This window comes from Rothia sp. ZJ932, from assembly GCF_016924835.1.
Taxonomy (GTDB): Bacteria; Actinomycetota; Actinomycetes; order Actinomycetales; family Micrococcaceae; genus Rothia.
Genome location: NZ_CP070480.1, coordinates 1,272,593 through 1,293,947 on the forward strand (window position 1 = coordinate 1,272,593; position 21,355 = coordinate 1,293,947).

Below are 21,355 nucleotides of genomic sequence, written 5' to 3' on the forward strand. Positions count from 1 at the left end.
GCATCTGCACTCTCGCGCTTGGTGCAAATTTTTAGCGGACGTTGAGCGCAATCAGCGCACAACATCCAGCCCATATAAGCGATGCGAAAGTTCCGACAATAAATTTTTCGGCTGCTAGGTGTCCAGATTTTATGTCAGGGTACCGAGCTAAACCTTTAATGGCTACGATGACTGCTAATAGGCTTGTTTGGCTGGTGACAAGAGCCATAACAACAGCTAAACGTTCGAAAATTCCAATCAGCCTACCGCCGCCGTCCGCTTCACGATGAGGTTGAGGTTGAGGTTTTATAAAATCAGCTGTGAGCTGTAAAAACCCTACACGTCCCACCACCCGTTCTTCACCACCGGGGCTCTCTGCAGCAGTTGCCTTCAGCACCCCACATAGTGGGCAGCCGGGACTGAACCGCCCAGCGCGCCCACTATAACAGCCAAAGTTCTAGCTGCCCCTAGCTCCACTTCATTCAAAGACGGTACTAAAGCTGAGAAAAACAGGGTTACTAGCAGAAGCACAATCATTATCCAGCTCTTAAACCCGTTGATATTATTCGAACGGTTCCACAGCAGCGAAAGACCAAGAGTAGCGCCAATGAAACCATCAGTACTATATACATCTACTGATCTTCCTCTAAAAGCCCCGCAAGTTCTTTAATGATTCTGCGGCTTTCTTGCCATTTACCCTGCTTGAGTAATCTACTGACAGCAGACTGGTAAGTGCCGAGCTGCTCAGCGATAGCGGTTTGGGTTATACCCTCCTCATAGAGTTCGCCCACCTCTTGCCGGGAGTCGCTACGCTCTTCTTCTAAACCAAGAACAAGTTGCAGGCTTGCTTCAATCAGCCCCGCGTATTTACCGTCACTCTCATAAGCAACATGCCCCGAAGATTTCTTGGCACGCTCAACCGCTTCCCTAGCGTTAATATAAGCCTCGCCCTTGCCTTCGCGGGCGTTCTTGGACGTAGGTTCATCAATTGCGCCTTTGCCGATACCGATGTGCCAAAATCCCTGTCGACTCAACAAAAGAGAGGTTGCTAAGAGCGCTTGAACATCATCGAAGACTGCCTGAGCTTCATCACCCGCAGTGCGCTGAAATGGCAACAGTGGCTTTCCAGTCTCAGATTTTCCTTCCCCCAGCTCTAGCAATAGGGGTATGGCGTTGGGGTTGTTTGATGAGTTTCTTTGGTCCACTGTCATAACAAACAACTGATGCAGAACTGCCCTCTCGCGATTAAATAATCAGCACCCCGCCCAACACACAGGCGGTAGAGTGGTTTCTAACACTTTCATCTGTTAGGAGCCCCCATGACTGCCCCTCACCTTGCTGGCGCTACCCTGCCCGCCCCCGCGCACTTGCCCGGCGCGTCCTACACTCTTGTCGGCTACGAAGTCACCGATCACTGGTTCACCGTGCCGCTGACCCACGGGCTGATTTTTGGTAAAGATAAGGACGCGGCAACCGAGCATCCGCTGGCGCACGAAACTATCACGGTGTTCGCCCGCGAAATCGTCAATACTGACAAAACCCTAGCACTACCGCCAGAAAAACGCCCCTACATGGTCTATCTACAGGGTGGACCGGGTTTTGGAAGCCCGCAACCGCTCAATGACGGCGGCTGGGTAGGTGAGCTGAGCAAAACCCACCGCCTGGTGCTGCTTGACCAGCGTGGCACCGGCAACTCAAGCCCGTTGAGCGTTAAAACCCTTACCGGTCGAGGAGACACTCAGGCACAGGCACTGTATGCCGAGCTTTTCCGCGCCGATTCGATTATTGCCGATGCTGAGGTCGTCCGGGACTTTCTGCTCAAAGATCGCAGCGATCAGCGATGGTCCACGATGGGGCAGTCCTTCGGTGGCTTTTTGACACTCAGCTATCTCAGTTTCGCACCGGAATCCCTCAAAGACTGCCGTATGACCGCGGGTCTTGCACCCATCCGCACTCACGTTGATGACGTGTATCGCCACACATACGCACGCATGGCTGAGCGCAATAAAGAATTTTTTGAGTGGTACCCGCAGGATGCTGAACTTGCCACCCGCATTGCCGATCACCTGCGCAAGCACACGGAAATTCTGCCCACCGGTGAACAACTGACCCCGCATCGTTTTCAGATGTTTGGTCGTTACCTGGGCGGTAACTCCCGTGTACACGGGTTGCACTATGCGCTACAGTCAGCTTTCGCGGAAGGTGATGACCACCTTTCCGAGCAGTTTCTGCGAGCAGCCGGCGACATCACGAGTTTCTACGCCCAGCCGGTCTACGCCCTGTTGCACGAGGCTATCTACGCTGATGGGCAGGATTCCCCTTCCCCAGCACCGACCAACTGGTCAGCGGCACGGGTTGCCAGCGAGTTACTCGAATTTGCCCCTGACGCCCAGCAATTACTCTTCACCGGTGAACATATTTTCCCCTGGTATTTCGATGAAGACCCTGCGCTGACTCCCCTGCACGATCTTGCCCACCTTTTAGCGGGCAAGGACGACTGGGGCAGGTTGTACGATCACGCCCAGCTGGCTGAAAACCAGGTGCCACTGGTAGCTGCCGCCTATGAACCGGATGTCTACGTCGACTATCAGCATTCCCTCAAAACCGCTGATTTTGTAGGCAATACACAGGTGTGGAGTTCTCCCACCCACCACCACGACGGTCTATCAGCTGATGGTGTGATGATTCTCCGCAGGCTAGAGAACCTCTTAGCTAACCTTTCCTAGATTCATCGAGTAACATAGGGACATCTAGTCACCGGCTATCTTCAGAGGGAAGGTTGATAGCCGGTGTTGTTCTTACCATGTCAGGGGAAAATATGGTGACCCGTTCGCAGTTTTTAGGGGGCGGTGCTTTAGCTATGCTGGCAACCGCTTTGAGCGCCTGCAGTGCTGAGGGCTCTGAACCTCATGCCTCTGAGCAGACGGGGCAGGGCGCGTCCGCCCCCTCACCCCTTCAGGAAATTGCCTCGCGCCTACTCATGGCAACCGAGCACGGTGTGGTCGCTGACGCGGTGACGCCCATCAACACCAGGGTCAATGAGCTGATCGGTCAGCTGACAGCAGCCGGTGGCGGCACTCTCATTTTCCCGCCAGGTATTTATGCTGTTGATGCCAGCGGCATTGAACTGGGTAATCAGGTCACCATCATGGGCATGGGCGAGGCAACCCAATTTCTACCCGTGGGTGACTGGCATGAACCGGCGGGTGTCTTCCGCATTGGTTCGCCCACCTCAGCCAACGCTGAGCCTGTCTACCGCACAGGTCTGTTTGACCTCAGTATCAAGGGCGGCGCTGACCCCAACGAACACATCGAACCGCGCGCCAACGTCATTGGCATCTACTACAACACCTACAACGGAGAAAGCCCGCTTGACCCCGATGCAGCCCACCGCATCGCAGGGCTTACGCTCTGGGACCTCGACACGGGCATAGTGCTCAAGGGCAAAGATGACCAGGGCATGACGGTAGAGCGCGTGCGCGGACGCCGTTTTCTCAACGCAGCCCTCATGGTCGGTGAAGAGGGCGTAACCGGTGGAGCTGACAACATGTTCTCCATGATTGACCTCTCCTCAGCCAACCGCGGCATGGGCCAACGAGCGACGGTGGAGGTTTACGCGTCCAACACTTCTTGGTCGCAGGTGAAGGTCTGGTACTCTAAACGCCCCGTTGAGCTTGAGGGTGATTCCCCCAGCGGTGCAGGCTTCTTCGTTAAAGGCACCCGCAACACTTTTAGCCAGTGCGACGCTCAAGATAACGGCGGGCACGGTTTCGTCATTAAGTGGGGCAATAACAGTTTCACGAACTGCGTGGCTGATTCTAATGGCTGGGCTGAGAATCTCTCTGGCAGTGCTAAAGCCGGTGAGGCGCACGGCTTCCACGTTTCTCAGGACGCGCCGGGTACCCAACTTATTGGGTGTATGGCTTTTGATCGTCTGCCCGATTCTCCCGGTCAAGGTACGGGTTTCTGGGTACACGAGAAAAATACCAGTACCGTGCTCATCGGCAATGCCTACAACAACGTGGGTGAAAATGTGGTGGCGCGCGGGTTGCCGCGTGAGCACCTGCTGACTGTCAGCGGTAAGCAGAAATAAAAAATGAAAACAAAAAAGATCCGCCCCTCTCTCGCAGAGAAAGGGGCGGATTTTTTATCGCTGTTTACGCACGCCTGCTAGGGCAACTGCCAACACCGAAATGAGAATCAAAGCCGAAGCGGGGGCTGCGGTAACCCAGGGTGCTCGCTCCACGTAGTCGATACCTTCTGACAGTAGCAAGCCCCATTCAGGTCGGGGCGGACGCGCGCCGAGACCCAGAAAGCCGAGGGCAGCAAGCGAGAGGGCAACGCCGGGCAGTCGCAGCATCCCGTGACGCAGCAGCGGACCAATCATCGCCGGAACAATGTGAAAGAGCCAGATCTCAAAGGGTTTAGCACCAACCAGGGGTAGCCACCGAATATGCGCGGATGCTTTGGCTTCTTCGATCAGAGAGGCAGCGTGGCTGGCTAGGGGTGGCCAGGTCACCCACAGCACAGCCACGGTTGCACCGTAGATGGAAGGACCAGTCAGCGCCGCAATAATAACGCCGGCAAGAATAGGCGGGGTGGCGTTAGCGATTTCAATGGGTCCGCGTACAGCTTCACCCAAGAAGGAAAGCAACGTGCCGATAATAATCGCCAGCAGAACGATAACAAAAGCCGGAATGAGTGTTTCGAGGGCGCCGTTAGCAACACGAGCCAACACATCGCGTCCGCTGGGATCAGCACCAAACGGCAGACCTAATGAGGGCACCTCAATACGCTCGTGACTACTGCTGTAAGCATCGCGGAACAAGCCGAAGAGCAGCATCAACACCAGCAAACCACCCGAGACGCAGGCGGTAATGATAGAGACCTTCGGGTTGTGTTTAGCTTCGGGAGGCGGTTGCAAAGAACCAGCTGGCAAACGTCCGCCCGAGAGCAACAAACGCGCACCCGATGTTGCAGCCCCCAAACCCACCGCAATCAAAGCAATAAGCAAAATACCTGCCTGCAGCGCAGGAATATCCTGGGACTTAGCAGCGCCCAAGAGATAGCGACCAATACCGGGAATAGCGAAAACCTGCTCCACAGCAACAGCGCCCCCCAGCAAACCGATGAAGACCAAGCCTACTTGGTCAATAATCGAGGTCAGTGCCCTGCGATAAACACCGCACAGAATTGTTCCCGGTCGAGCACCGGCAAGACGCCAGACCTGCACCCATCGCTCATCGGCGACACCTGAAATAGCATCTGCCATCAGACGACCCATGAGCCCCCCAGCGGGCAACCCCAAAGCTAAAGCAGGCAAGATGGCAGTATCAAGCCCCGTCCAACCGTAAGGTGGCAACCACTGTAGCTGAACGCCCACAATCACCAGCAGGGCGCTCGCTAGCAGAAACTCAGGCATCGCGGTTAAGGCAACGCCTACCGGGCCCGAACCCTTCTGCGGCTGGCCTTTGAGCACACGCAAGGACGCAGGAGTGATAAGGGCAATCAGGGTGCTAAAAGCAACGACCAGGGCAAAAACTGTCAGGGTCAAAGAAACACCCAGAGCACCAAAAGCACCGGGGCCAACCTCACTGCCACTCACCCACGAATGCCCCAAATTACCTTGGAACACCTCTTTCCACCAGGTCAAGCTAACAGCCAGTGGACCGCGGTCAAGTCCCAACTGTTCACGCACGGCAGCCAGCGCCTCGGGTGATGGCTCAAGCTCTGCATAGCGGGCGCGCAAAATAGCAGCTGCCGGGTCAATGCGGGACATCCAGGGTAGCGCACCAGCAACCAAGAGCAGCACTACACCGCAAACTAACCGTGAAGCTAAAGCGATGAGGGCGCTACGGGGTATCCATCGCTTTTTGCCGGTCGGCGCGAGCTGTGCCGCTAAGGACGTACGGGGTTCGGTGGGTGTGGCTGACAACCTTTTACCTTTTCGATAGGTGGTAGGCACTCATCATGAAATCTAGCCGAAAGCCTGCCCCGAGGTTCTTTCAGGGCAGGCAAAGGCGTGAGTGGTGGGCAAGAAGCGGTCTGTAAGACTACTTGTCAATGCGGGTATCTGCAGTGACCAGCATACGTTCACGGGGGTCACGAGCAGCAGCGCGAACACGTTCTGATTCACCCTGGAAGACGCGCTCGTGCAGAAGTGGAATAGCGGCGTCGGTAGAGAGAATTTTAGCTTCGGCAAGTGCAATTGCTTTCTGGCGCTCTTCACCGGGCTTGGTTTCGGTTGCCTTCTTAATAGCTGCATCTACACCTTCATCGCACAGCTGCGAGATGGAGAAGCCGCCCTCACAGCTGAAATCAGCGGCGAAGTAGGCTACGGGGTCACCGGAGTCAAGAACGGTTGCGCGAGAGAGAATGAAAGCGTCGAATTTACCTTCGAGCGCGTCCGCTTCGATGTACTGGTACTCACGGACGTCCTGCTCAACGACGAAGCCGGCAGCTTCAAGCTGCTGTTCAATCAGCACTGCAACCTCGGGCAGTTCGGTGCGGTCGGTGAAGGTGCCCAAGCTAATCTTGATGCCCTCACCCCGTGCCGGTTCGCTGCGTCCTTCAAGGATCTGCTTGTATTCATTGTTATCACGCTGACCTGCGGCGTAAGGCAATGCTGGGCCGAGCAGACCGGCAGCTTCGTCCGCGTGATCTTCATAGGCTGAAGCAATAATTTGGGCACGATTAATCGCCTCACGGGCAGCCGCACGAACAGCGGGATCAGCGAAAGGACCAGACTCAGTATTAAGGTAGAGAGTATTGGTGCGGGGCATCGGAACCTCAGTGAGACGCTCAGCATCAATTGATGCTGCCTGACCCACCGGAATTGATTCAACAATATCAGCGTCCCCAGTACGTAGAGCTGCCGCACGAGCGGTTCCATCGGGCACGAACTTCACATCGATACCGGTTGCCTGAGCCTTTTCGCCCCAGTAATCGTCAAAGCGATCCAGAGTTGCACCGCTGACGCCATCTACTGACTTAATGACGTAGGGGCCGGTGCCCGTGCCCACAGGATCAACAGTCTGGTCTTTATAGGCTGAGGGGGCAAGAATAGCCAGCTGGGGGCTAGAAAGACGGTTGGGCAACAAGGGGTCAGGTTCACCGGTCTTAATGTGAACGATGTACTCACCCTCAGCGGTCACAGTCATCTCAATACCATTGAGAATACGCGGGGTAGGGGTCGCATCAATAGCGCGCTGCAAAGAGTTCACAACCGCCTCAGCGTTGAGTTTCTCACCGTTGTGGAATTTTACGCCCTCGCGAATGGTGAAGTGCCAGTTCAAATCATCGGTCTGTTCCCATTCAGTTGCCAATGCACCCAACGCATTCGAGTTCTCATCAAGAGTCACCAAGGTTTCAGCCGTTGACCAACGAGAAAGCTTAAAAGCATCATCGCTCAAAGGGGTCAGACCAGAGCGAGGGGGCTGCATATGGGCAACAGAAATGCGCTCGCCGTTAGCGCCGCTTTTACTGCCGGTTTCGGTAGATGAGAAGCAACCGGTGAGACCGAATACACCTGCAAAAGCAAGCGCTGCCAAAGAGGTTGCGCGATTATTTCGCTGTTTCATGGGGTTGTGTCCTTATATCTATCAGAGGTATGAAGATGCCTATGCGTGCTGGTGTGCGCTGGTGAGAGTCAGAAGATGATCACACCGGGAGGCAAAGTAGGGGTCGTGGGTAACGACCAAGAGAGAGGTCTGGGCATCGTGGGTGAGCCGCAGAATCGAATCAATGACGGTGTGAGAGGTTGTCGTATCCAGAGCGCTGGTAGGTTCATCCGCCACTATCAGTACCGGTTCGGGCACCAGCGCACGGGCAATGGCGGCACGTTGCGCTTGCCCACCAGAAATCTGATGCGGACGCCGTTCCAGCAAAGACGCATCAAAGTTCGCCTGCTCCACTGCCTGGCTAATCAAGGCCTGTGCATCGGCATCAGGTCGAAGCCGCTGAGCGGCGTGTTCCAGTGAGCGTCTGATAGTCCAACGAGGCACAAACGACGCTTGGGCGTCCTGAGGCACGCTTTGCACCAGATGCCGCCGCCTACGCTCGGGTGAAGTGGACGTGTCTGCCCACAGGGAACCCTGCACCGAAACCGTGCCGGAATCCGGTTTTACCAGACCTAAAATAACGTTCGCCAAGGTTGATTTGCCAGCACCCGAACGACCGGTGACAGCTAGGCTTTCCCCCGGAGCAACTACCAAACTAGTGGGGGCAAGTGCGGTGAACTCGCTGCGTCCCTGGATCATGGTGACCGAAACGTCGGTCACTTCAAGAGTGTTCACGCTGCTATTCCCCCTGTTTCTGCAGTCATTGAGGTCATGACACCGCGATGAACTTCAATGCGCCGCCCGTCCACACGCTGCGCCACCTCGGGGTCATGGGTGGTCAACACCAGAGTCTGCTGCGAGGAAATAACCGACAGCAGAAGGTCGAGTGTCTGGTCGCGGGTCTCATGGTCAAGGGCGCTGGTGGGTTCATCGGCAACAATAAGTTGAGCATCAGCAAGCACTGCGAGAGCAATCGCCACGCGCTGCGCCTGCCCGCCCGAAATCTCAGCTGGGCGGCGGCGTCCTACATGGTGCGGGTCAAGCCCCACCGCACGCAGAGTTTCTTCAACCCGGTTTTTGGGCTGACCGGTAACCTGCTGTAGCTGTCGAGTGATTTTATTGAGCGGGTGCAGAGCCTCGATACCGCGCTGGGGAATAAAACCGCAGCAATTATAGGTTCGAGTGATAGCACCTGTGACGCCCAGTGCTGGGCTAGTGGTTCCTGCCAAGAGTGAGAGCATGAGAGATTTACCGCTACCGGAATCGCCCGTCAGCACTACTCGCTCCCCCGCATTAATAATTAGCGAGGGAACCTGCAACAGGGTCTTGCGCTCTTTATCGAGGGTCGTGACCGCAATATCAGCAAGTTTAACCAGCGACTGGTGAGAGGAAATATTCTGTTCGACCATGTAGAATCGCCCTCGTCCACCTCAAATAAACCGCTAATGATAATCATTCTAGATAGGGTGTTGTGAGAGCGCAAATTACCGGAGCCAGCACCCGCTTATCCCGCAAACCCCGCATACCCTTACTTCTGGGCGCCCAAACCGCCTTTAACCTCAGCTTTTACGCAGTGGTTCCTTTTATCGCCCTGGTGCTGGCACAAAAATTTGAGCTGAGTGCCACCGCAGTCGGTATGGTTCTCGGCATCCGAACCTTCGCCCAACAGGGCATGTTTCTTGTGGGCGGCGCCCTCGCAGATTACTTCGGTGGACGCCGAATATTTTTGGTCGGCATCACGGTGCGCGTTCTCGGTTTCACCGCGCTAGCTCTCGGCACCGCTGTAACAAGCACAATCCCAGGGGTAGCCCTCGCCATATTCGTAGCGGGCACTGTATTCACCGGCTTAGGTGGGGCGCTCTTCTCCCCCGCCCTTAATCTTTACATTGCCCAGGCAGACCAACAACGCGCCGCTGAGGGAACAACCGCCGTCAACGGGCGTACCACTCTTTTCGCCTGGCTTAACGTCACCGGCGAGATAGGAGCGGTGCTCGGTCCCTTACTCGGCTACTCACTGATTGATCACGGCTTCACCTTAGTCGCTGTGGTAGGCGCAGCAGTCTTTATCCTGCTGTGGGGCATCTTCTGGTTCTTACTCCCCGATACCCAACAGGACGCGTCCGGTGACGTGTCCATATCCACGGCAGGTTCAACACCAGGTGGGGTTCTCACGCAAAGCTCAATGATCTTTTCGCGCATACTCGCCGTGGTCAAAAACCGGGGTTTTACCCGTTTTGCAGCCCTGCATTCGGTCGACCTTTTCTGCTACAACCAGCTCTACTTTGCGCTACCGCTGATAGCCGCAGCTGTGCAAGATTCCCACAAAGTGTTAGCAGCAGCTTTTGCCGCAATATCTGTTGTGGTGCTGGTAGGTCAGGTGCCAATTTCTTATCTTTCGAGTAAGTTTAGTGTTGCCACCACGCTCAGGGTTGGTTACTGTATCAGCGCCTTGGGCCTGCTCATCCTCGGTGCGGCGCAGTGGAATACAGCTGATACTGCTCCGGTGTTCCTTGAGTCAATCGGCAGCCCAACGCTGATTATCACCGGTGCTCTGTTAATTGGAGCCGGGCACTTATTGGTTTCCCCGCAAGCACTGAGCCATGTTTCTATCCACACCCCAACCCACGCCAAAGCTGCCTACCTCGGTTTCATTGCCACCTGCGGCGGTATTGCCGTGCTACTGGGCAACTTCGTGGTGGGTAGTGTTCTGGATATCGTTGCAGATGCTTTTCCCGCAGCTCAGCCTCTGGTATGGGTTGCTGCTGCACTAGTCATCACGCTAGCAGCTAGCCTGCAGCGTCCGCTCAACCACCGAGATTTCGACCTTCAATAACCTGCATACCCCTTGAAAAGGACGCCATAAGAACTGCCCCGGCTCTCCTCAGGAGATGCCCCGGGGCAGTATCTTTTACCGCTTATGCGTTGCGGTGAGCGGCATGAGCGCCGCGAGCACGATCCACAAGATCGTGGTATTCGCTTTCTGATTCAATCAGCTCATCGCGGTACTTCTGAGGAATGCGCTTGGACTTTTCCAACTCATTGTTGAGCTTCATGGAAAGTTCGTGGCGCTGCGCCTCGGGAGCGTTATCGGGTAGGTTCAGGTACTCTTCTGAGTACTTCTGGACGCGCTGGATGGTTGCTAGTGCCTTACCCTTGGGCGAGTAAAGCGATGCGAGAACAGTAATCATGAGAACACCGATAATAACTGCCAGCGACAGTTCGATACCGACCTCTGCAACGTGTACGGGTTCTCCATTGTTAATGAAGGGCAGGGTGTTTTCGTGCAGTGCGTGCAGAATCAGCTTGACACCGATGAAGGCAAGGATGAGCGCCAGACCCCAGGAGAGGTAGATCAGGCGGTCAAGCAGACCGTCAATCAAGAAGTAGAGCTGACGCAGGCCCATGAGGGAGAATGCGGTAGCAGTGAAAACGATGTAGCTTTCCTGGGTCAAACCGAAGATTGCGGGAATTGAATCTAGTGCGAAGAGGACGTCGGTACCGCCGATTGCTACCATGACCAGCAGCATGGGGGTCATGACCTTCTTACCGTTTTCTACGGTGAAGAGCTTATCGCCATCGTAGTAGTCGGTGGTGTGGAACATCTTTTTGGCGAGGCGCACGATGAAGTTGTTGGCTTCATCCTCGCCCTCTTCAGAGTCGGTAACTTCACCCTTGAGCAGGTTTCCTGCGGTCAGTAGCAAGATGATACCGAAGATGTAGAAAACCCAGCTCCAGCGTTCAATGGCAGCAGCACCCAAGAAGATGAAGATGGAGCGGGCAATCATCGCGAAGATAATGCCGAAGAGCAGTACTTTCTGCTGGTCAGCGCGTGGCACCTTGAAGGACGCCATAATGATGAGGAAGACGAAGAGGTTATCAACGCTCAGGGCCTTTTCGGTGATGTAACCACCGTAGTACTCAGCACCGTAGCGTGGACCGTCGAAGAACCAAATCACTAGACCAAAGAGCAGGGCGATGCCGATGTAGATGGCAGACCATACCGCTGCTTCTTCAATGGTGGGTTCATGTGCTTTACGCACATGGAAGAAGAAGTCGTACGCGAGTAGACCAAGAATAAATACCAGGGTAAGAATCCACTGGAGCCCAGAAATTTCCATGGGAGCCTTTCTTGTGGGATTGATAGGACAATGACCACAAGTCTCTCCCACCTGCTTATAGCAGGTACCATTCCGGAGTGACTTCCTTGGCTCTCGTGATGACGAAATGGTGTTGGCGGGGTACTCCCTTGCTCGTGCAACTACTTTACAGCAAAAGAAGTTTCGCCTGTGCAAGAGGTAGGTGTGAGTATCTCCATAGACACGCGCGTCATGACGTGAGATGGCAAAGCGCCGCCCCGTAACTTCTCTCAAGTGCGCGGCGGCGCGTTCTCAATGCCAGTTGCAGGCTCTATTACAGGGGGTCTCTAGAAAGTTTGGAAGGATGCGGTTACTTCATCGGCTACCTGCTGGGCTCGTTCCGGAGTTGCAGCAGTGACCGTGACGATTGAGGTCGCGGTACTGCCTGTTACCGGAACAAAGACGAAGACACCGTGCAGTTCTTTACCGTTTTTGGATGTGGTGTAGGTAGTGTGCTGAACCTTGCCCACCGGTGAGTCTTTCTCCACGAAGCCTGTGAAGTTCGCGCCCGATGCTTGGGTGTGCTGTCGTGCCAGCTCCTCGCTCACTCCACCCGCCACGGTATAGTCAGGCACCTGAATATTCACGTTTACTGCCTAGTCACCAGCTACGGGGGCAACCGCTATAGCATCTAGCTCAGTGAAAAATGTTTGCAGTTTCTGTGCGTCGAGGTTCATCTCAGGTGGCAACTGGGCAACAATCTCTTGCACCTGATCAGGGGTCTGCTGGGCATGAAATTCAGCCCAGTCACCGGGCACAGCAAATGACACGGCATTCGCCTGTGACGCTACAACTTTATGCCCTTCGGGTATCACGGGGGAAGGAAGCGCTGGTTCAGGTGGTGCGGTTTCCTCGGGTGTAGGTTCAGGTGCCGGCCCTTCCGTCATTTCGGGAGTGGGCTCAACTGTAGGTTCAGGGGTGGGGGTTGAGCTGCTGGATGCAGCGGACGACGGCGCAACTACAGGTTCTTGCGGTGTGCTGCACCCTGCAACAAGACCTAAGACTAGGGCTAAACCTGTTAGGCTGATGGAATTTTTCTGTGTTTTGTTCATGGTTGACAAACCCTCACTTAAAACTATTGAGAATCTCAGATTACCGCGCGCCCGTGTCTAATTTGGAATTTTGTGGGGGCGAACAAGACGCCATTAAATAAATAAAGAAGCGAGATCCTGATAATGCTGTCGCTTCTCAATAATAATTAGGCGTTAGGACGATCTTTCTGAACGTTAGTGGATTCGGGGCACAAGTGTTCTCAACAGGCTTGTACTGCTGAATCTGAGGAGCAGCAGTCTCATGAGACTACTCAGGACGCGCTACCGGGTTCTCCTGCTGTGCCACAGGTGCCACGGGCTGAGCGTTCGGAGAGATATGAGCTGCCATAGGCTGCTGGTGCGTGAAAAGCTAATCAATTACACCATAACGAGTAAAGATTTCACGCTGTTTTCTGGCATTAATCTGATGCAAACGACCGTTGATGAAGAAGGCATCAATCAGTAGATACCAGGGGGCATCATCCAGTTGAACAAAGTCATGCAGATTGCATACTTGATATCACCTAGGTAATAACGGTATCCGCCCAAACCACCGGTGAAAAACCACAGACCCCAAGCAACTGTGGTGTTCTTTTTCTCGTTATCGTATGCCTTTTGCACAGCAACTAGCCGCGAAGCGTTATCAGTCGTGTGTTTTATCTTTCATCAAGTAAGACCGATGTGCAGGTTAGTCACCGGCACACAAAGCATTGCCCTAGCAAAGGTCCCCATATTTGATGACAGGGGCTCAGTCAAGGGTGGTGAAAATGCACGCTATATTAAGCGTGCCCTGCCGCCTGCATCTGCCGCAGTTCCTTTTTAAGATCCCCAATTTCGTCGCGCAAACGCCCGGCAAGTTCGAATTTGAGCTCTTCGGCTGCCTGCATCATCTGGGCATGCATGTTCTCAATGAGATCCATCAGCTCTTCGGCACCTTCAGATGCCAGCCCGTCGGCGCGAACTCTCTCGCCCCGCGCCAAGAGGGCATCTGCTTCGGGTGAGGACGCCTGCTGGTCCTTGGCTTTTTTCGCGGCGGTTTGAACGGGTGCGGTTTTCTTACCCGCGCCCTTGCGCATCTTCAGCAGCTCTTGGGTGTCTTCGTCCTCGCGCGCAAGCTGGTCAGTAATATCGGCAATCTTCTTGCGCAGTGGCTGCGGATCAACACCGTGTTTCTTGTTGTATGCCTGCTGAATCTCACGACGGCGGTTGGTCTCGTCAATAGCGGTCTGCATTGAATCGGTGATTTTGTCAGCGTACATGTGTACCTGACCTGAGACGTTTCGGGCAGCTCGACCGATGGTCTGAATCAATGACGTAGTGGAGCGCAAGAACCCCTGTTTGTCCGCGTCCAAAATAGCAACCAGCGAAACCTCAGGAAGATCAAGCCCCTCTCGTAGCAGGTTGATACCCACCAGCACGTCGAAGACGCCCAAACGCAGTTCGCGCAGCAGTTCAACGCGGCGCAGGGTATCAACATCCGAGTGCAGGTACTGAACTTTGATCCCGTGCTCAGTGAGGTAGTCAGTCAGATCCTCAGCCATGCGCTTAGTGAGGGTGGTGACCAGTACACGTTCATCGCGTTCGGTGCGGATGCGTACCTCATCCAGTAGGTCATCAATCTGACCGGTAGTGGGTTTAACGATGATCTCGGGGTCAATCAAACCGGTGGGGCGAATAATCTGCTCCACTACCCCATCAGCCTGCGAAAGCTCATACTTGCCAGGGGTTGCCGAGAGATAAACGGTCTGCCCAATGCGCTCTAAGAACTCGCCCCACTTCAGCGGGCGGTTATCCATCGCAGAAGGCAGGCGGAAGCCGTGTTCTACCAGGGTGCGCTTACGGCTCATATCGCCCTCGTACATGGCACCGATCTGCGGAATCGTTACATGGGATTCATCGACAATGAGCAAGAAATCATCGGGAAAGTAATCCAGCAAACAGTGCGGAGCGCTACCTGCTGCGCGTCCATCAATGTGCTGTGAATAGTTCTCAATGCCGTTGCAGTAGCCCATCTGCTCCATCATCTCCAGGTCATACTGGGTACGCATGCGCAGACGCTGGGCTTCAAGCAGCTTGTTCTGGGACTCTAGTTCTTTAAGTCGTTCCTGGGTTTCGTGTTCGATGGATGCAATGGCACGCTTCATGCGCTCGGCACCGGCAACGTAATGGGAGGCGGGAAAAACGTACATCTCGTTCTCTTCGCGAATGATGTTGCCTGTCAGCGGGTGAAGGGTGTAAATCGCTTCAATCTCATCGCCAAAGAACTCAATGCGGATCGCGTGTTCTTCGTACATGGGAATAATTTCTACGGTGTCCCCACGTACGCGGAAGGTTCCGCGGTGAAAGTCCATGTCGTTGCGTACATACTGCATCTGTACGAACTGACGCAGCAGGGCATCGCGGTCCATTTCCTGGCCGCGTTCGAGGGTTACCATCTGCTCAACGTACTCTTCAGGAGTACCCAAGCCGTAAATACACGAAACGGTAGCTACGACCACCACATCACGGCGGGTGAGCAGGGCGTTGGTTGCCGAGTGGCGCAGCCGTTCGACTTCCTCGTTAATCGAAGAATCCTTCTCGATGAAAGTATCGGTCTGCGGTACGTAAGCCTCGGGTTGGTAGTAGTCGTAGTAGGAGACGAAGTACTCTACCGCGTTATTGGGTAGAAGCTCCCGTAACTCGTTAGCAAGCTGCGCCGCTAGGGTTTTATTTTGCACCATCACCAGGGTGGGACGCTGCAGTTTTTCAATAAGCCATGCAGAGGTTGCTGATTTACCCGTACCTGTAGCACCCATGAGCACTACGTCTTTTTCGCCGTTCTGGATGCGCTCGGTCAGCTCCGCGATTGCCTGCGGCTGGTCACCTGCGGGCTGGTACTCAGAGATAACTTCAAAGGGGGCAACAACGCGTTTGATTTCTTTGGCAAGGCTCATGCTTTTAAGATTAGTCCCCGCGCCCTACCCGTGAAAGCACCTACGCTACTGGAAGAATTAGCGCACACGCATCCACCTGTGCCTATACCCGAATACACAAAAGGTCTCCCCGGTGCATCACCGGAGAGGGCATATATTTTAGGGTTTGGCTATTGACAATCCATACCCAGCATGTTCGGCAGTGCAGAAAGGAACTGTAAGGCGGTGAAGATGAACCATAGTAAGAACGTTAAACAGCACCGAGACCCAGGGCTACGACTGCAGGTAGGCAAGTATTTCGGGGGGGGTACCGGGAGTGAGTCTGGGTGCATCTTGGCAGCCAGGTCAGCGCCCACACCGCTCATGAGGAGGGTAACGACAAGGTACCCCGGCACCAGCAGTAGGGCTCCCCACCACTTGGGGCCTTTGTAAAGGTCAGTAGTCCACGAAGCAGTTGAATCTTTGAAGACGGTGCAGAAGGCCTATCAAAATCTTTTTCGTAAAAATAGGTATGTATCAAGTAGTTTTCACTAGCAAAACGGCAAACCCGCCCTTCGCCCACCTGAAACGGGGCGAGGAGCGGGTCTGCGCTGTATTTAATTTAGTTCCTCAGGAGCAGAGCAGGTCTTGAGTACCCTACTCCCTGCGGGAGGGGTTAGGCTCCTCGGCGTGAACCGGTGGGCTTACCCGTGTTGGGATCAATTTGCACAGCGTCCATTGAATCGGTGCTGATGAACTCGTGGGTGGCGAACTTGCCAGCAGGCGCTCCAGCAATCGTCTTCTCCTGAGCATCCTGAGCAATTTCGTCAGCGGTGACAATGCGAATCTGACCGGTATTAGGTACCAGGGATTCAAATTCTGGTTCAGTACCGACTTCGTACTCCGGACGCATCACAACATCTTCAACGGATGAGATATCTTCTTGAGCACGGCGATGGTATTCCTCAATGGGCAAGACGCGCTTCCACTGGCGGGTGCGCATCGGAGGCAACTCACCGGCGTCCTCACGAACGCCTCGCACAATCATCCACATCTGCAGGTAGCCCAGTGCCAACACGGGCAGACCAATCACGATAATAACGTTCTGCAGTGCTTTGAGCCCATTATCGCCAGCGGAGACCAAGATGATGGCACAGACCATGCCGATGGCAAGTGCCCAGAATACGCGCTGACGGCGGGGGGCTTCGTCCTCATGACCGTTGGACATTGAATCCATCACCAAGGCTGCGGAGTCAATGGAGGTAACGAAGAAAAGGGTAATAACAATCAGGGTAACAACCGCTACGATCTGGTAGGCAGGGAAGTGACCGAGGAACTCAAAGAGCGCGGCAGGAATATCGCCTTCCTCAACAACGCGCTGAATCAAAGTGCCATTCTCGTTGCGTTCAATGTTGAATGCCGAGAAACCGAAGACGCCAAGCCACAACATGGTGAATAATGAAGGACCAGAAATTGCAGCCACGATGAACTGGCGAATGGTGCGACCTTGTGAAATCTTAGCGATGAACAAGCCAACGAAGGGTGCCCAGGTGATAGTCCATGCCCAGTAAAAGACAGTCCATGAACCGATCCAGCCGGTATCATTGAGCGCATCGTTGAAGAACAGCATAACGGGCAGTTTCTGGAAGAAGTAACCCGCAGACTCGATGGTGCCGGTGATGATGTAGCGTGAAGCGCCAGCCATCAAGATGAAGAGCATCAGGGCGATTGCCAGCAGAATATTGACGTAAGAAATCATCTTCACGCCCTTGTCCATACCAGCAACAACGGAGGCAACACCGGTAGCGGTGATGACAGCAATGATGATTGCCTGAACCCAGCCTTCCACCGGCACACCGTACATGATGTTCATGCCCGAGTTGATCTGCAGGGCACCCATACCGACCGAAACGGCGATACCGAAAACGGTTGAGATAATAGCAATGGAGTCAATGGCTTTACCGATTGGGCCGTGAATGCCATCACCCAGAAGGGGCTGGAATACAGAAGAAACGCGCGGGGGTAGCTTGCGCTTGTAGGTAAAGTAACCAAAAGCTAGACCGGGAACCACAAGAATAATCCACACGCCCAAACCAATGTGCAGGTTTGAAATAGCAAGCGAATCAAGAATTGCCTCGTTACTCAGAGGCTCAACGCCCTCATAGGGCGGGTTAGCGTAGTGGCTGATAGGTTCAGCGGCACCCCAGAAGAGCAGCACCGCACCCACACCGGCAGCAAACATCATGCCAAACCAAGCAAGACCTGAATATTCGGGGTCTGCATCATCATCGCCCAACTTGATACGACCAAAACGGCTGACCGCCATGTAGACCAAGAAAATAGCGAAGATGGCAACGCCCAAAACGTAGAACCAACCCAGGTACTCAATGATGAAAGACGACATGATGCCGAAACTATCGCCCACCTCGGTGGGGAACGCCGCCATCGCGAGGGTAAAAATTAGAACGAATCCGGCTGAAAGAAAGAAAATAGCGGGACTGGTTCGCAGCCCCAAACGATCGTGTATCTTGTGAATCACGGTGTTATCCCTGTGGCACGTGTGTGACCCGCACCGGCATGACCACGGTGGCGCAGGCTCACCCCATCTTATTAAAGGTGACGTGCCATCATAGTCAAATTCCCTAGCTGATATCCAGCGCTTCACAAGCCTTAGGGCACTCTTATGACCCAGCTGTCTTCAACTCTTGAATTTTTAGCCAGATTTGTTCAACCTGCCCGCGAGTTTGCTCAACGTTACCGCTGTTATCAAGCACCCAGGTAGCTATCGCCCGACGCTGACTATCGCTTGCCTGGGCGTTCATGCGTACACGCGCATCAGCCTCGCTCATACCGCGTATACCCACTAGGCGCTGCACACGCACCTCGGGGTCTGCCTCAACGACAATAACCGCGTCAAAACGATCAGCCTGACCGGTTTCGGTGAGCAGTGGTATGTCTTCCACGATAATGCCGCTAAAGTCCGGGGTTTGTTGAGCGTAATCTGCGATGCGGGCTGATTCCTCACGCACTGCCGGGTGTACTATGGCGTTGAGCTTTTCACGAGCCGTCGCGTCCTTGAAAATAATCTCAGCCAAGGCTGCCCTGTTCAGGCTACCATCGGGGTGAAGAATGGAGTTACCGAAGGTTTCTGCTGTTTGGGTAAGGACGCGATGCCCCGGCTGCATCAGCTGACGAGAGATAGCATCAGCGTCGATAACCGTGGCCCCCTGTTCCTCTAGTATCTTCGCTACTGTTGATTTACCCGAACCAATTCCACCGGTAAGCCCTAGCCGCACGCTTTTCTCCTTTGAGCCGTGTACTCGTATTCCCCCATTCTGCCACGCTCCTCCGTAGCTAACGCGCTGGGGCGTAGAATGAGAATCAATATGACTGAAGAAACTCGCGCCACTCGCTACACCGTTATTTCCCACCGTGAACCAGTTGAATCTCTACTTGAGATTAAAAGAAGCGAGTTCATTGGGCACGTCAAACGCGTAGAATCCGAGGCAGAAGCCCGCCAATACATTGAATCTCTACGTAAGGTTTACCATAATGCACGGCACGTATGCTCGGCTTTTGTTATCGGAGCCGATCGGGAGATTCAACGTTCATCTGACGACGGCGAGCCAGCTGGTACAGCGGGCATCCCCATGCTTCAAGCCCTGTTGTCGCGCCGCACCCACCACTCAGAGGGCACCGAGGCAACTGATCTCTCTGATATCTGTGCCGTGGTGGTGCGTTACTTTGGGGGCATCAAACTGGGCGCTGGCGGGTTAGTACGTGCCTATACGGACGCGGTAGTTCAGGTTCTCGACGAGGCTCCCCTGGTGACCCGCCAGCGACTGCGTCTGGGTGAGATCATTATCAGCCACGCTGATGCAGGGCGCTTCGAGAACGACTTACGCTCCCACGGTTTTACCGTCATAGGTACCGACTATCTTTCAGCCCACGCCGTTGTTCGCATCGGTGTTGCTGATGAAGATCAGAACAAAGAGAAAGCAAACGAACAGGTAGCTGCGCTCTCTGCCGGTTCAGCAACCGTCACTTGGACAACCACCGAGTGGGTGTAGTTCTCTCCCTGGTAACATCTCGATGTTCCGGGGATCAGGCTGATGCCTGGCCCAGATACAACAAAAGATCCCACCTTCTTAGGTGGGATCTTTTGTGAGCTAGAAGCTAGGCTTTCATCCTATAAGGGATTAGTTGCCGGTCAGCTTCTTACGCAGTTCAGCAAGTGCCTCGTCTGATGCAAGGGTACCTGACTCAGCAGCCTTGTCGTCTGATGAGTATGAGGTGGGTGCTGCTTCTGCGGGTGCTGAAGATGATGAGGATGCGGGCGCTGCAGCAGCTGCTTCTGCGTCTGCTTCAATTGCCTTAGCAACCTGTACCTTGTGAGCTTCCCAGCGAGCCTGAGCGTCAGCGTACTGCTGCTCCCATGCTGCACGCTGGGTTTCGAAACCTTCGAGCCATTCGTTGGTCTCGGGGTCGAAGCCCTCGGGGTACTTGTAGTTGCCCTCTTCGTCGTATTCTGCTGCCATGCCGTACAGAGCGGGATCAAATTCGGTTGACTCGGGGTCAACGCCTTCGTTTGCCTGCTTGAGTGACAGTGAGATGCGGCGGCGATCGAGATCGATGTCGATAACCTTGACGAACAGTTCGTCGTTCACTGAAACAACCTGCTCAGCCAGATCTACGTGGCGAACAGCAAGTTCTGAGATGTGAACGAGGCCTTCGATGCCGTCTTCAACGCGTACGAATGCGCCGAAGGGAACAAGCTTGGTAACCTTACCGGGCACGACCTGACCGAGAGCGTGGGTGCGCGCGAAGGTCTGCCAAGGATCTTCCTGGGTTGCCTTGAGTGACAGTGAAACGCGTTCGCGATCCAGGTCAACTTCAAGAACCTCTACGGTTACTTCCTGACCTACTTCAACAACCTCTGAGGGGTGGTCGATGTGCTTCCATGACAGTTCTGATACGTGTACCAGACCGTCTACGCCGCCAAGGTCCACGAATGCACCGAAGTTGACGATTGAGGAAACAACGCCTGAGCGAACCTGACCCTTTTCGAGCTGGTTGAGGAAGGTTGAGCGAACCTCTGACTGGGTCTGCTCGAGCCATGCACGGCGTGACAGAACAACGTTGTTGCGGTTCTTGTCGAGCTCGATAATCTTCGCTTCGATTTCCTGACCGATGTAGGGTGCCAAGTCACGAACGCGACGCATTTCAACGAGTGAAGCGGGGAGGAAGCCGCGCAGACCGATGTCGAGGATAAGACCACCCTTGACAACTTCGATGACGGTACCGGTAACAACACCGTCGTTTTCCTTGATCTGCTCGATGTCGCCCCAGGCGCGTTCGTACTGTGCGCGCTTCTTGGAGAGAATCAGGCGACCTTCTTTGTCTTCTTTGGTGAGGACAAGAGCTTCAACTTCGTCACCAACGGAAACAACTTCGCCGGGATCTACGTCGTGCTTGATGGAAAGTTCACGTGAGGGAATAACGCCTTCGGTCTTGTAACCGATGTCGAGAAGAACCTCATCGTGGTCTACCTTGACAACTTCACCTGAGACGAGATCGCCGTCGTTGAAGTACTTGATGGTTGCATCGACTGCTGCGAGGAAGTCTTCTTCAGTTCCGATGTCGTTGATTGCAACCTGAGGAGTGTTGGTGCTCAATGTAAAGGGCTCCAATATGGATAGATATGGTTAGTCAGTACAGTCGGCTTATTGCACAGGCGGACGCGGAAATCTTGGGTTTGA

The 21,355-nt window shown here is 54.4% G+C and carries 18 protein-coding genes; 4 read left to right on the forward strand and 14 right to left on the reverse strand.

What is annotated here, in order from left to right; genetic code table 11:
• Positions 1 to 31: 31 nt before the first annotated feature.
• Positions 32 to 376, reverse strand: coding sequence for a hypothetical protein (locus tag JR346_RS05865; protein ID WP_205481935.1), 345 nt, complete (start codon positions 374 to 376; stop codon positions 32 to 34).
• Positions 377 to 611: 235 nt separating this feature from the next.
• The gene (locus tag JR346_RS05870) at positions 612 to 1,190 is read right to left on the reverse strand and encodes a hypothetical protein (RefSeq protein ID WP_205481936.1); all 579 of its coding nucleotides are present in this window, start codon (positions 1,188 to 1,190) and stop codon (positions 612 to 614) included.
• Between the two features lie 108 nt (positions 1,191 to 1,298).
• On the opposite strand from JR346_RS05870, the gene JR346_RS05875 reads away from it, so the two are divergent.
• Positions 1,299 to 2,705 carry an alpha/beta fold hydrolase gene (locus tag JR346_RS05875; RefSeq protein WP_205481937.1) on the forward strand — a complete coding sequence of 469 codons (1,407 nt, stop codon included), beginning with the start codon at positions 1,299 to 1,301 and terminating at the stop codon, positions 2,703 to 2,705.
• Between the two features lie 92 nt (positions 2,706 to 2,797).
• The gene (locus JR346_RS05880; RefSeq protein ID WP_205481938.1) at positions 2,798 to 4,072 is read left to right on the forward strand and encodes a hypothetical protein; all 1,275 of its coding nucleotides are present in this window, start codon (positions 2,798 to 2,800) and stop codon (positions 4,070 to 4,072) included.
• Between the two features lie 54 nt (positions 4,073 to 4,126).
• Here the strand turns inward: JR346_RS05880 and JR346_RS05885 are convergent, their stop codons facing one another.
• The 4 genes from JR346_RS05885 to JR346_RS05900 all read right to left on the reverse strand — a co-directional run bounded on the left by JR346_RS05885 (position 4,127) and on the right by JR346_RS05900 (position 8,947).
• Complete coding sequence (locus JR346_RS05885) at positions 4,127 to 5,914, reverse strand: ABC transporter permease subunit (RefSeq protein ID WP_240333883.1); 1,788 nt, start codon at positions 5,912 to 5,914, stop codon at positions 4,127 to 4,129.
• A gap of 118 nt (positions 5,915 to 6,032) precedes the next feature.
• The gene (locus JR346_RS05890; protein WP_205481939.1) at positions 6,033 to 7,559 is read right to left on the reverse strand and encodes an ABC transporter substrate-binding protein; all 1,527 of its coding nucleotides are present in this window, start codon (positions 7,557 to 7,559) and stop codon (positions 6,033 to 6,035) included.
• 39 nt (positions 7,560 to 7,598) lie between these two features.
• On the reverse strand, positions 7,599 to 8,273 hold the full coding sequence (locus tag JR346_RS05895; RefSeq protein ID WP_240333884.1) for an ATP-binding cassette domain-containing protein: 675 nt from the start codon (positions 8,271 to 8,273) through the stop codon (positions 7,599 to 7,601).
• On the reverse strand, positions 8,270 to 8,947 hold the full coding sequence (locus tag JR346_RS05900; RefSeq protein WP_204876118.1) for an ATP-binding cassette domain-containing protein: 678 nt from the start codon (positions 8,945 to 8,947) through the stop codon (positions 8,270 to 8,272). Before JR346_RS05900 ends, JR346_RS05895 begins: the two co-directional genes overlap by 4 nt.
• 62 nt (positions 8,948 to 9,009) lie before the next feature.
• Between JR346_RS05900 and JR346_RS05905 the strand changes: the two genes are divergently transcribed.
• Positions 9,010 to 10,371: an MFS transporter gene (locus tag JR346_RS05905; protein ID WP_205481940.1), complete on the forward strand. Its 1,362-nt coding sequence runs from the start codon at positions 9,010 to 9,012 to the stop codon at positions 10,369 to 10,371.
• 82 nt (positions 10,372 to 10,453) lie between these two features.
• On the opposite strand, the gene JR346_RS05910 is transcribed toward JR346_RS05905, so the two are convergent.
• The 7 genes from JR346_RS05910 to coaE all read right to left on the reverse strand — a co-directional run bounded on the left by JR346_RS05910 (position 10,454) and on the right by coaE (position 18,892).
• Positions 10,454 to 11,656 (reverse strand): TerC family protein, encoded by a 1,203-nt coding sequence (locus JR346_RS05910; protein WP_205481941.1) that lies wholly within the window; start codon positions 11,654 to 11,656, stop codon positions 10,454 to 10,456.
• 305 nt (positions 11,657 to 11,961) lie between these two features.
• Positions 11,962 to 12,261 (reverse strand): hypothetical protein, encoded by a 300-nt coding sequence (locus JR346_RS05915; RefSeq protein ID WP_205481942.1) that lies wholly within the window; start codon positions 12,259 to 12,261, stop codon positions 11,962 to 11,964.
• Between the two features lie 9 nt (positions 12,262 to 12,270).
• Positions 12,271 to 12,726 (reverse strand): hypothetical protein, encoded by a 456-nt coding sequence (locus tag JR346_RS05920; protein ID WP_205481943.1) that lies wholly within the window; start codon positions 12,724 to 12,726, stop codon positions 12,271 to 12,273.
• Positions 12,727 to 13,164: 438 nt separating this feature from the next.
• The gene (locus JR346_RS10625) at positions 13,165 to 13,326 is read right to left on the reverse strand and encodes an NINE protein (protein WP_205481944.1); all 162 of its coding nucleotides are present in this window, start codon (positions 13,324 to 13,326) and stop codon (positions 13,165 to 13,167) included.
• A 158-nt stretch (positions 13,327 to 13,484) separates the two neighbouring features.
• The gene (gene uvrB / locus JR346_RS05930) at positions 13,485 to 15,638 is read right to left on the reverse strand and encodes an excinuclease ABC subunit UvrB (protein WP_204876128.1); all 2,154 of its coding nucleotides are present in this window, start codon (positions 15,636 to 15,638) and stop codon (positions 13,485 to 13,487) included.
• Positions 15,639 to 16,272: 634 nt separating this feature from the next.
• Positions 16,273 to 18,135, reverse strand: a complete 1,863-nt coding sequence (locus JR346_RS05935) for a BCCT family transporter (RefSeq protein WP_205481945.1) — start codon at positions 18,133 to 18,135, stop codon at positions 16,273 to 16,275.
• A gap of 142 nt (positions 18,136 to 18,277) precedes the next feature.
• Complete coding sequence (coaE, locus tag JR346_RS05940; RefSeq protein ID WP_240333885.1) at positions 18,278 to 18,892, reverse strand: dephospho-CoA kinase; 615 nt, start codon at positions 18,890 to 18,892, stop codon at positions 18,278 to 18,280.
• A 90-nt stretch (positions 18,893 to 18,982) separates the two neighbouring features.
• On the opposite strand from coaE, the gene JR346_RS05945 reads away from it, so the two are divergent.
• Complete coding sequence (locus JR346_RS05945; RefSeq protein WP_205481946.1) at positions 18,983 to 19,666, forward strand: YigZ family protein; 684 nt, start codon at positions 18,983 to 18,985, stop codon at positions 19,664 to 19,666.
• Between the two features lie 129 nt (positions 19,667 to 19,795).
• On the opposite strand, the gene rpsA is transcribed toward JR346_RS05945, so the two are convergent.
• Positions 19,796 to 21,271: a 30S ribosomal protein S1 gene (gene rpsA / locus JR346_RS05950; protein ID WP_204876134.1), complete on the reverse strand. Its 1,476-nt coding sequence runs from the start codon at positions 21,269 to 21,271 to the stop codon at positions 19,796 to 19,798.
• Between the last annotated feature and the right edge of the window lie 84 nt (positions 21,272 to 21,355).